10 protein-coding genes are annotated in these 9,828 nt (G+C 68.3%); 1 reads left to right on the top strand and 9 read right to left on the bottom strand.

The annotated features are described in order from the left end of the window. The 9 genes from MKL11_RS07680 to MKL11_RS07640 form a co-directional block, all read right to left on the bottom strand. A protein-coding gene (locus MKL11_RS07680; protein ID WP_243941842.1) for an IS5 family transposase occupies positions 1–756 on the bottom strand; the annotation gives its coding sequence in 2 pieces (ribosomal slippage) (positions 1–429 and positions 429–756; 757 coding nt annotated over the 2 pieces). This gene is flagged as partial in the annotation. Positions 757–857: 101 nt separating this feature from the next. After that, entirely contained in the window at positions 858–2,126 is a 1,269-nt protein-coding gene (locus tag MKL11_RS07675; protein ID WP_243941840.1) for an MSMEG_0569 family flavin-dependent oxidoreductase, read from the bottom strand. Positions 2,127–2,163: 37 nt separating this feature from the next. Then, positions 2,164–2,445, bottom strand: a complete 282-nt coding sequence (locus MKL11_RS07670; RefSeq protein ID WP_243941838.1) for an MSMEG_0570 family nitrogen starvation response protein — start codon at positions 2,443–2,445, stop codon at positions 2,164–2,166. Next, the gene (locus MKL11_RS07665; protein ID WP_243941836.1) at positions 2,438–3,613 is read right to left on the bottom strand and encodes an MSMEG_0565 family glycosyltransferase; all 1,176 of its coding nucleotides are present in this window, start codon (positions 3,611–3,613) and stop codon (positions 2,438–2,440) included. Before MKL11_RS07665 ends, MKL11_RS07670 begins: the two co-directional genes overlap by 8 nt. Beyond that, a complete protein-coding gene (locus MKL11_RS07660) occupies positions 3,610–4,605 on the bottom strand; it encodes a sll0787 family AIR synthase-like protein (protein ID WP_243941835.1) in 996 nt (331 codons plus the stop codon). The genes MKL11_RS07665 and MKL11_RS07660 overlap by 4 nt, the downstream gene beginning before the upstream one ends. Beyond that, complete coding sequence (locus MKL11_RS07655) at positions 4,605–5,150, bottom strand: MSMEG_0567/Sll0786 family nitrogen starvation N-acetyltransferase (protein WP_243941833.1); 546 nt, start codon at positions 5,148–5,150, stop codon at positions 4,605–4,607. Before MKL11_RS07655 ends, MKL11_RS07660 begins: the two co-directional genes overlap by 1 nt. Then, positions 5,147–6,250 (bottom strand): MSMEG_0568 family radical SAM protein, encoded by a 1,104-nt coding sequence (locus tag MKL11_RS07650; RefSeq protein ID WP_243941864.1) that lies wholly within the window; start codon positions 6,248–6,250, stop codon positions 5,147–5,149. Before MKL11_RS07650 ends, MKL11_RS07655 begins: the two co-directional genes overlap by 4 nt. Further along, positions 6,204–7,292 (bottom strand): Nit6803 family nitrilase, encoded by a 1,089-nt coding sequence (locus MKL11_RS07645; protein ID WP_243941831.1) that lies wholly within the window; start codon positions 7,290–7,292, stop codon positions 6,204–6,206. The genes MKL11_RS07650 and MKL11_RS07645 overlap by 47 nt, the downstream gene beginning before the upstream one ends. A gap of 83 nt (positions 7,293–7,375) precedes the next feature. Continuing rightward, a complete protein-coding gene (locus MKL11_RS07640; RefSeq protein ID WP_007558304.1) occupies positions 7,376–7,858 on the bottom strand; it encodes an MSMEG_0572/Sll0783 family nitrogen starvation response protein in 483 nt (160 codons plus the stop codon). Positions 7,859–8,219: 361 nt separating this feature from the next. On the opposite strand from MKL11_RS07640, the gene MKL11_RS07635 reads away from it, so the two are divergent. Beyond that, positions 8,220–9,659, top strand: a complete 1,440-nt coding sequence (locus MKL11_RS07635) for a PLP-dependent aminotransferase family protein (protein WP_409565825.1) — start codon at positions 8,220–8,222, stop codon at positions 9,657–9,659. The last annotated feature ends 169 nt before the right edge of the window (positions 9,660–9,828 follow it).

Here is a 9,828-nt window from a genome sequence, read left to right as displayed (position 1 = left end):
GGGTCGAGAAGGCGAGATGGATGTCGGCCCGTCGCTCGTAGCGGATGGCGAGGCGGCGGAACTTGGCGAACCAGGCCAGCGTCCGCTCCACGACCCACCTGTGTCGGCCCAGACGTTGGCTGCTCTCGATCCCGCGCCGGGCGATGCGGGGCTGGATGCGACGGCGGGTCAGCGCCTGACGACAGCGGCGGTGATCGTAGGCCTTGTCGGCGTGCAGCTTCGAGGGCCGCTTGCGCGGCCGTCCCCAGCATGAACGGATCGGCGGGACGGCATCCACGACCGCCTCCAGCATCCGGCTGTCATGCACGTTGGTCCCCGTCAGCTTCAGGGCGAGGGGAATGCCCTTCGCATCGGTGAGGACGTGGCGCTTCGTGCCCGGCTTGCCCCGGTCGGTCGGGTTCGGGCCTGCCGCCGGGCCCCCTTTTTTGCAGCGATGGAGGCGCTGTCGAGGGAGGCGCGGCTGAAGTCGATGCCGTTCTGGCGTCCGAGCCGGTCAAGCAGCGCCTGCTGAAGGCGGTCCCACACCCCGGCCTTCTGCCAGTCGCGTAAGCGCCGCCAGCAGGTCATGCCGGAGCCGCAGCCCATCTCCTTGGGCAGCAACTCCCACGGCGTGCCCGAGCGCAGCACGAACAGGATGCCGGTCAGCGCCGCGCGGTCAGATCTTCGCGGGCGACCGCCCTTCGGCTTAGCTGTCTCAGGCGGCAGCAGCGGTGCGATCTCGGCCCACAGGCCATCGGGAAGAAGCGGTCTCGCCATCTCCCCTCAACGCGCCGCAACCGGTTTTGTTAGAGGCTCTTAGCTACCCACGTTTGTTGAATGGGTTCATCGAGACGTGGGCGACGCCTCGATTGCGTCGTTTAAACCGCGAACTTCAGGGCGAACCGCTCGGCGCCGAGGCGCTTCTGAATCACCTGCACGACGTACTCGGCATCCCGGCCGACGGCGCCAAAGCGCCCCGAGCCCCAGGTGTTCAGCCAAGGCAGGCCAATGAAGTAGACGCCGTCCTCGTTCGTGACGCCGCGCTTGTGCTTGGGGCTGCCCGCGCCATTGAACACGGACGCGTCGAGCCAGCGGAAGTCCGGCGTGAAGCCGATGCACCAGACGATGCTGGTGATGCCTGAGCCTTCGAGGGCGAGGTTGGTCACGGGCTCGCTCGGCTCCCAGACGGGCGTGTAGTGCTCCTGTGCCGGCGCCTCGACGCGCTTCTCGGCGATGTACTTGTCGATGGCCGCGTTGATGCCGTTGTAGGTCCGGTCGGCCTGATCAAGCGAGCGCTTGAGATTGTCGCGGAAGCGCAGACTGCCGGCGTCGTAATCCTCAAGCACGCCGTAAAGGGCCATCCCCTCGGCGGCGAAGCGGCGCAGGTCGATGTCCCGGCCACCATCGCGGCCGGTCACGTAGTGGTTGGTGTTGTCGCGAACGCCGTCGCACAACGGATGGTTGTCGACGGTCATCTCGTAGTAGCCCATGTCGGCGAGCCACGTGACGACGTCGCGGCCGCGGTAGAAGCGGGCGCAGCGGGGCGCGTCGCCCACCGCCAGGTGCACCTTGCGCCCGGCGAGGTGCAGGTCCTCGGCGATCTGCGCGCCGGATTGCCCCGAGCCGACCACCAGCACCTCGCCCTCAGGCAGCTGGGCCGGGTTGCGATACTGGTTCGAGTGGATCTGAGTGATCGAGCCAGGCAGCTTCTCGGCCATGCGCGGGATAATCGGCGTGTGGTAGCCGCCGGAGGCCACCACGACCTGGTCCGCGGTGTAGTCGCCGTCCGAGGTCTGTACCGAGAAGATGCCGTCCTCGCGCCGTTCGACGCGGGTGACCGCGACACCCTCGCGGATCGGCGGGTTCACCTTGGCGACGAACGCCTTGAGGTAGGCGACGATCTCGTCCTTCTTCATGAACCCGTCCGGGTCCGGCCCGTCATAGCGGTGGCCCGGCAGGTCGCACTGCCAGTTCGGCGTGACGAGGCAGAACGTATCCCAGCGCTGGCTCGCCCAGGTATGCGCAGCGGTCTTCTTCTCGAAGATAAGATGTTCGATTCCACTCTGCTTGAGGTGGTAGCTGACCGAGAGGCCGGCCTGGCCCCCGCCGACGATGGCGACGGGGACGTGACGGGGGGTAGAGGTCATGGCTCTCACTCCGTGATGCTTAGGCAGCCGTGTGGGCTCAGGGCTCAAAGGACTCGACCGTGACTTGGCCGTCGGGGGCCTGCCGCTTTGCGGCGGCCTCGATGCGGGCGACCTGGTCCAGGGCGGAGGAGCAGGCGAACCCGTATTTCTCCCGCACCCGCTCGCTTGCGATGTTGAGGGCGGTCCGGGTCTTCGCGACGAAGTCGTCGAGGGCGTAGCTCTCGCCCGGTGTGAGGAAGTCTTTCACGACGAGGGAGGGCGAGTAGCAGGCCTCGCGCCGGCCATCGGGCCAGCGGATGTGGAAGTGCATCTCAGGCATGGATCGGCTCCCGTTCGACGCGGGCGCAGGCCGCGTAGGTAGCGAGGTGACGCTCGGCGCAGGCCTGCCAGGAATGGGCGGCGGCCCGAGCCGCACCGGCAGCGCGCAGGCTTGCTCGCGTCGTCGGTGCCAGGGCGGCCGCCATGGCGTCGGCGATGTCACCGGGATCGCCCGGGTCGACGAAGAGGACGTCGTCGGTCCGGAGGTACTCGGTGAAGGGCGGCTGCCGGGACACGATCGCTGGCGTGCCGCAGGCCATGGCCTCCAGCACGCAGAGGCCGAAGCCCTCTTTCCAGGAGGGAAAGGCCAGGACGTCCGCTCGGCGATAGAAGGCCGGCATTTCCTCCTGGGAGACCGGACCGGTAGCGATCACCGCCTCGCCGTGCCCTACCGCAAGCCCGCATGCGCTCAGTGCGGCGCGGCAGCGGGCGTCGTAGGAGGCGTGGTCGAGGAGTGATGCGCCGCCGACGACCACGAGTTGCGCCTGCCGGTGGCGTCGACGCAGAAGCGCGAAAGCCTCGATGATCCCAGCCGTGTTCTTGCGCTCCTCGAAGCCGCCGACGCTCAGGACGACCGGCCCGACACCGATGCCCCAGCGCTCCCTCACGATTGCGTCGGCTTCGGTCGGTGTCTCTTGGAAGAGCGTTAGATCCACTCCGTTGCCGACGACGCCGATCTCGGCACCGAGATCGTCCTCGATCAGGTCGGCCCACGTGCGGCTGACACAGAGCAGGCTCGTGGCCTCATGGATCGAGCGATCCTGCCACTGCGCGAGCACTGGGTCGGAGAAGCTATCGACGTGGTGGATTGTGCGAACGAAGCCGGGGATCAGGCGGCGGTGCTTGAGCGTCGCGAGGGCATTGCCGCCGATGCCGCAATGGGCGTGGAAGACGTCGAAGTCACAGGCGGCGGGCGACGCGAAGTGGCGCAGGTAATCGTCGATGCGAGCCCGCACGAGGTCGACCGTCGTGCCGGCGATCGGCTTTGCGGCCACCGATACCGTCGGGCAGGCGGCAACGCGAAAGAAGCCGCGCCCGGACGGGTCAGGCGCGTGGACCACCGCCTCGTGTCCGAAGGCGCAGAGCGCCTCGGCCAGCGCGAGGCAGTGCGCGACGCCGCCGCGCGGGTTTGTGGAGTGGGTCAGAAGGGCGATGCGCAGGGCCGTCATGAGGCGGCCCCCGCTCCATCCTGACCGCAGCCGATCAGCGGGCCGGCGACGAAGTCCCACACCATGACTTCATCCCCCGCGCCGCCACGGACCCGGGCGACCCGGCTCGCGTCTAGGCGCCCGATCCCGGCGGCAGCGATCCCGCGCTCGGCGAAGCGCGCAAGCACGGACGGCGTGCGGTCGGGACGCACGCTGAGGAGATAGCCGAAGCTCGGAAAGGCCGTCAGCCAGCGCGCGAGCGGGACGTGCTCGGGCCGTGGGATCGCGTCGAGTTCGATGAGGCCGCCGACGCCCGAGCATTCGAGCAGCATCAGCGCCGTACCGACGACACCCGCCATGCTGATGTCCTTGGCGGCGCAGGCCAAGCCATCCTCGGCGAGGCTCGGCAGCAGCGCGAGATCGCCACGCAAGCGCTCACCCGGACTGCCGGTCGAGGCGTCCCAGTATGGGTGGGGCTCGCGGAAGCGGCCGCGTAGGTCGATGGCAACGACGAGGTCGTCCCCCGGTGCGGCATCGAAGCTCGTCAGGAGGCGCGGGCCCGCCCGGCCGAGTACGGCGACCGCGAGGTTGCCGCAGGCGGCGCGCGTATTGGTGTGCCCGCCCACCACCGGAACGCCGTAGAGGGCGGCCGCATCGGACAGACCGGCCAGGATCGGGTCCGCCCCCGCCGCATCCCGGCTCCACAGGGCATCGACCACGGCGAGCGGGCGCCCGCCCATGGCCGCGACGTCGCTGAGGTTGACCATGATCCCGCAGTAGCCAGCGAAATACGGGTCGGCCGCGACGAAGCCGTCGAGGAAGCCCTCGATGGCGAACAGCAGGTGGCCGTCGCCATCGGGGATAGCCGCGCAGTCGTCGCCAACTGGCACCGCCACGTGGCGGCTTCCCAGCCCCAACCGCGCGACCACGGCGTCGATGTCGCGCTTGTGGCCGAGGCCGCGGGCGTCTCGGATCTGACCGGCTAGGGCCTGGATATCGAGAGCGACCGTCATCACGCGGCCTTGCGGAAGGTGACGAGGCCGTGCTCGGGGTCGTGCATCGGCGGGTAGGCCGCGAGGTCCGCCTGCATCAGGTGATGTGGCCGCCCGTGAAGGTCGACCGCGTCGAGACTTGCCCAGTGCAGGGCTTGGAACAGCGGCACGTTCCGCTCCTGCACGTGGGCGAGGAAGCGGGTGCAGCCGCGGGCATGGGCCGAGGAGACGGCGACCTGGATCAGCCCAGTGCCGAGGGCGGCGGCGCTGCGGAACGGCTTGGCGACGGCCAGGCGAGAACCCCACCACTCGCCGGGCCGCTCGACCATCTCATGGATGCGGACCGTGCCCACGACGGCGTCCGCGTCAGCGCCCAACGTCGAGAGGGCACAGATCGGGATGGCGTGCACGTCGATGGCGTCGCAATCATCGTCCGCGAAAATGCCCTGCTCCGTGCAGAAAACCTGGCGGCGCAGGGCCGCGCAGGCGCGACGCTCCCAGGGGGCGATTGCAAACTTCACGTGGAAGTGGCTCGGCCGGTACGGCGGGACGGGTTCGAGGATCATGCCGCTACCCCGGCGCGCTCGTAGGTGGAGAGCGCCGAGCAGGCGCCGCAGCGGCCGCAACCGGCCTTGATGTCGGTCGAGCGCAGGTCCGCACCGGCCAGCATGTCGGCAAGTGGCTGCAGGATGTCGTGCATGAAGTCGGGGCTTGGCGCCGGGTGGCTCTCCAGCGGGGTGCCGGAGATCGGCACGAACGGTACCACGAAGGGATAGACGCCCATCCCGATCAGGCGCTCGGCCATTGCCAGGATCGCCTCCGGCGTGTCGCCCAGGCCGGCCAGGATGTAAGTCGAGACCTGGCCCCGCCCGAAGACCGGCACGGCCGCCTCGAACGCCGCATAGTACCGCTCTAGAGGCACCGACGCCTTGCCGGGCATGATCCGGGTCCGGACCTCGGGCGTGACCGCTTCCAGGTGCATGCCCAGCGCGTCGATGCCCGACGCCTTCATCCGCTCGAACCAGCGGTCGTCATCCGGCGGCTCGCACTGGGCCTGGATCGGCAGGTCGACCGCGGCCTTCACCGCGAAGGCGCTCTCGCACAGCACCGAGGCGCCCCGGTCGGTGGCGTTCGGCGTGCCCGTGGTCATCACCATGTGCTTCACACCGTCGAGCAGCACGGCGGCGCGGGCGACCTCGGCCAGCTGCTCCGGGCTCTTGTGCGCGACCGTGCGGCCGGCGGCGAGTGACTGGCCGATGGAGCAGAACTGGCAGGTCTTGGCCCGGCTCGCGTAGCGGATACAGGTCTGCAGCACTGTGGTGGCGAGAACGTCCCGGCCGTGCAGTACGGCGATCTTCGAGTAGGGCACGCCGTCGAAGGTGGAGAGCCCGTAGAAGCGCGGTTTGCCCGGGAAGGTCGCCTGCCCGATCACCACGCCGTCATGCTCGATCACCGAGATGCCGTCCGCGTCCGGGCGGCGCACGAGGAATGGCGAGTCGAAGGCGGTCTCGGTATGGACCGGGACCATCACAGTGCGGCCCGCGATGGTCATGGCCTTGTGGTCCGAAGGGCCGGCGCCGCCGCGGCGGCTCGGGGCTCCGGCCCGGCTGTCGGCCAGCCTAACCCCGTAGGATTGCAACGCGTTGATCAGGCGCTCCGTCGGCATCCCGACCAGGCCCAACACGACCGGCGGACAGGAGGGTCGGTTCGTCAGAAGCGGGCTGCTGCTCATGATCGAGGCTCCGGGAGGCGGTCTGGGCGGCGGTGTGCGAACGGGTCGGCTGGTGCACGAACGAGGCCGGGCGGTCGTCGTGGAGGAGGCTGAGGAGCTCGGGGCGGGCGTAGTGGCCGACCGAGTCCATCATCCGCTTGCGCTTGGTCACCAGCGCGAGGTCCATGTCGGCGATCAGGATGCCCTCGCCGGGCCCGAGAGGGTCCGCGAGATGCTTGCCCTCGGGCGAGACGATGGCGGTGCAGTTGCCGCCCCGGCAGGCGCCGCGCAGGCGCTCGTCCGGGCAGACCTGCGCGACCTGTTCGTCGGTGAGCCAGCCGGTGGCGTTGACCACGAAACAAGCCGCCTCCAGAGCGTGGTGGCGGATCGTCACCTCCATCTGGTCGGCGAAAATCTGGCCGACGAGCGAGCCCGGGAACTGCGCGGCGTGGATTTCTTCGTGGCGCGCCATGAGGGCGTAGCGGGCCAGCGGGTTGTAGTGCTCCCAGCAGGCCAGCGCTCCGACCCGGCCGACGGCCGTCTCCACCACGTCGAGGCCGGCGCCGTCGCCCTGGCCCCAAATCATGCGCTCGTGGTAGGTCGGCGTAATCTTGCGCCGCTTCAGCTTCAGGCTGCCGTCCGCGTCGAAGATCAGCTGCGCGTTGTAGAGCGAGCCGTGGTCGCGCTCGTTCACGCCGAGCACGATCACCGCACCGTGGCGGCGCGCGGCCGCCGAGACGGCCTGGGTCACCGGTCCCGGCACAGCCACCGCGCTCTCGTAGAGCTTGAGGTGCTCCGCGCCCTGCTGTGCGGGCGGCAGGACGAAGGAGAAGTAGGGGTAGTAGGGGACGAAGGTCTCGGGGAAGACCATGAAGCGCGCGCCCTTGGCGGCGGCCTCGTCGATGGCGTTGAGCACGCGCTCCAGGGTGCCGTCCGCCCGGTCGAGGTCCGGCGCAATCTGGATGGCGGCAGCCCGCACGATCCGGTTCTCTGACATGGGTGATCCTCCAACTCTGACGGCGGCCACATCGCCCGCGGCCGCCGGATGCGACACCCCGGTCGCCGGGCCCGAGGGGCCGGTCAGACGGTCCAGGTGTCGATGATCACGGCGTTGTCGCGCTTGTGCAGGAGGATGCAGTCGAGCACGTCGAGGGGGTTGATCATGCGGATGCCCTCGATGAAGGCAGCCTCGCCGTGGCCGTAGAGCGCTTGGGTGGAGAACCGGCAGGCATAGACCTTGCCGCCCTCGGCCATGAATTTCTCAAGCTGGTTGTTGAAGTTGAGATGGCCCGGGAAGGCCTCGTCGCCGAGCCGCGGGAAGCCGCGCTGGACACCCAGCGTGATGCCCGGGCCGTAGAGAAGGATCGAGGTCTCGAAACCCTTGCGCTGGAGGCGCGTGGCCTGAAGCAGATTGACCAGGCCGATGGAGCCCTCGAACGCGACGGTGTGGAAGGTGACGAGCGCCTTCTGGCCCGGCTCGGCCTTCACGTCCTCGAAGACCTTCTCCTCATAGTCGACCAGGAAGTCGCCCTTCTTGTGGTGTTCGCGGTTCACGGCAGGCATTTGTTTCGCTCCTCGGTGGATTGGGCCGCCACAAGCGAAGCTGCCGACGGTCACACGCCAACTATGGCAAGCGGTGTGCCAAAGGCCGTCGATCAATAAACCAATCAATGCTGCTTAGTAGAATGCATACAATTTTGCGTTCGAACTGATCGGCGAAGGACCCGTTAGTTTTTAAAACAACGCTCGCTCTACAAGCACAGAATGACTATCTTCTAGTCAGCGATTGCCTATTCGAGGCTCATGGATTGATGGCATTGTATGGATGGCGTGACCTTAGATCCTGAAATGCTGTCGCGGTACGGCGCTTGCTAGCCATACAATCGAACATTGATTGCATGTTGGTGGCGAAGGCTCGGAGCGAATGAAGGCGACTGAACGAGCGGGACGAGCCAACCCCGATAATATGGTTCTTGGGACCTGGACGCCGGACCTGAAGCGCTGGGGTAAGCCGCACTACCTCGCTATCGCGGAGGCGCTGGCGGAAGACATTCGGACGGGCCGTTTGATGCCGGGCACGCGCCTGCCGACGCAGCGGGCGCTGGCTGGGGCGCTCGACCTGAACTTCACGACGGTATCCCGCGGCTATGTCGAGGCGCACAAGCGCGGCCTGATCGAGGGGCGGGTCGGCCAGGGCACCTTCGTGGTCGATCCGGCCCGCGCCGCCCGTTCGGGCGGGGGCGCCAGCACGCCGCGGGTCGGGCCGGTTGACTTCACCATGAACCTGCCTCCCGAGCCCGACGCACCGGCTCTGCAAGCGCGTATGAAAGCTTCCTTCGCGGAGCTCTCCGGCGACCTTGCCAACCTGCTGCGCTACCAGGGCTTCGGCGGGACCGATGAGGACAAGGAGGCGGCGCTGCGATGGCTGAGGGGCCGCGGGATCGACACGACGCGGGAGCGCCTGCTCATCTGCCCGGGCGCGCACAGCGCACTGTTCAGTGTACTAGGCCAGGTCGCCCGGCGAGGTGACACCATCTGCGCCGAGCGTATCACTTATCCGGGCATTCGCGCGCTCACGGCCCATCTGGGACTGCGTCTTATCGACTTGCCGATGGACCGCTACGGGGTCGACCCCGACGCGTTCGCGGCCTCCTGTACGAAGGTCGCTCCGAAGGCGATTTACCTGAACCCCCTGCTGCAAAACCCGACCACGGCGACCCTGCCCAAGGCCCGACGGGAGGCCATCATCGCGGTGGCGAGGCGCTATGCCGTCAGCATCATCGAGGATGATGCCTACGCGCGTATCTGCCCGGCGCCGCCTCCCAGCTTCGCTGAGTTAGCGCCGGAGATCACCTATTACGTGGCCGGCCTGGCGAAGTGCCTCGGCGCCGGGCTTCGCCTCGCGTACCTCGTAGCCCCCAGCGCCCGAGCAGCCCTTCCGCTCGCGGGCTCCCTGCGCGCCGCGACCGTGATGGCTTCACCGATCTCGACCACGCTGGCGACGCGCTGGATCATGGACGGCACGGCTGACGCCATCGTGCAATTCGTCCGGGAGGAATCGGCCGAGCGCCAGCGCATCGTGACCTCGCTGCTCCCGCCCGGGACCTACACCGCCGACCCGCACGGCTTCCACGTCTGGATCACGCTGTCGGAGGGCTGGACGCGCTCGGCCTTCGCCAGCCAAGGTCGGTCGGCGGGCCTGGGCGTTGTCGGAAGCGACCCGTTCTGCGTGGCAGGTACACCGCCTGAGGCGGTACGCCTCTGCCTGGGCGGCCCAGCGACCCGGCAGCAGATCACGCACGGCTTGGAAGTGCTCGCCCACGCGCTCGAAGGATCACCGGCGCTGGCCTCCACCTACATCTGAACTGATCGGTACCCATGTCGGAAGCACAGAAGGTCGCTAGGGCGTCCCGCAAGCAGTCGTGAGCCGGTCACCTCTAAAGGCCGGCTCAGGGCGCTGAGCAGTCTTCACCTCTGGTGCGGAAAGCGGACCTCGGCTTCGCTCCCGTTATGTTACGCGGCGCCTATGAATC

The organism is Methylobacterium sp. J-077, assembly GCF_022829365.1.
GTDB lineage: Bacteria > Pseudomonadota > Alphaproteobacteria > Rhizobiales > Beijerinckiaceae > Methylobacterium.
The sequence above is the reverse complement of the archived record's forward strand: the minus strand, read 5'-3'. Positions and strand labels throughout refer to the sequence as shown.

Coding starts and splice junctions, on each gene's coding strand:
- MKL11_RS07675 (WP_243941840.1), bottom strand. CDS start 2,126: ATGACCTCTACCCCCCGTCACGTCCCCGTCGCCATCGTCGGCGGGGGC.
- MKL11_RS07670 (WP_243941838.1), bottom strand. CDS start 2,445: ATGCCTGAGATGCACTTCCACATCCGCTGGCCCGATGGCCGGCGCGAG.
- MKL11_RS07665 (WP_243941836.1), bottom strand. CDS start 3,613: ATGACGGCCCTGCGCATCGCCCTTCTGACCCACTCCACAAACCCGCGC.
- MKL11_RS07660 (WP_243941835.1), bottom strand. CDS start 4,605: ATGACGGTCGCTCTCGATATCCAGGCCCTAGCCGGTCAGATCCGAGAC.
- MKL11_RS07655 (WP_243941833.1), bottom strand. CDS start 5,150: ATGATCCTCGAACCCGTCCCGCCGTACCGGCCGAGCCACTTCCACGTG.
- MKL11_RS07650 (WP_243941864.1), bottom strand. CDS start 6,250: ATGCCGACGGAGCGCCTGATCAACGCGTTGCAATCCTACGGGGTTAGG.
- MKL11_RS07645 (WP_243941831.1), bottom strand. CDS start 7,292: ATGTCAGAGAACCGGATCGTGCGGGCTGCCGCCATCCAGATTGCGCCG.
- MKL11_RS07640 (WP_007558304.1), bottom strand. CDS start 7,858: ATGCCTGCCGTGAACCGCGAACACCACAAGAAGGGCGACTTCCTGGTC.
- MKL11_RS07635 (WP_409565825.1), top strand. CDS start 8,220: ATGAAGGCGACTGAACGAGCGGGACGAGCCAACCCCGATAATATGGTT.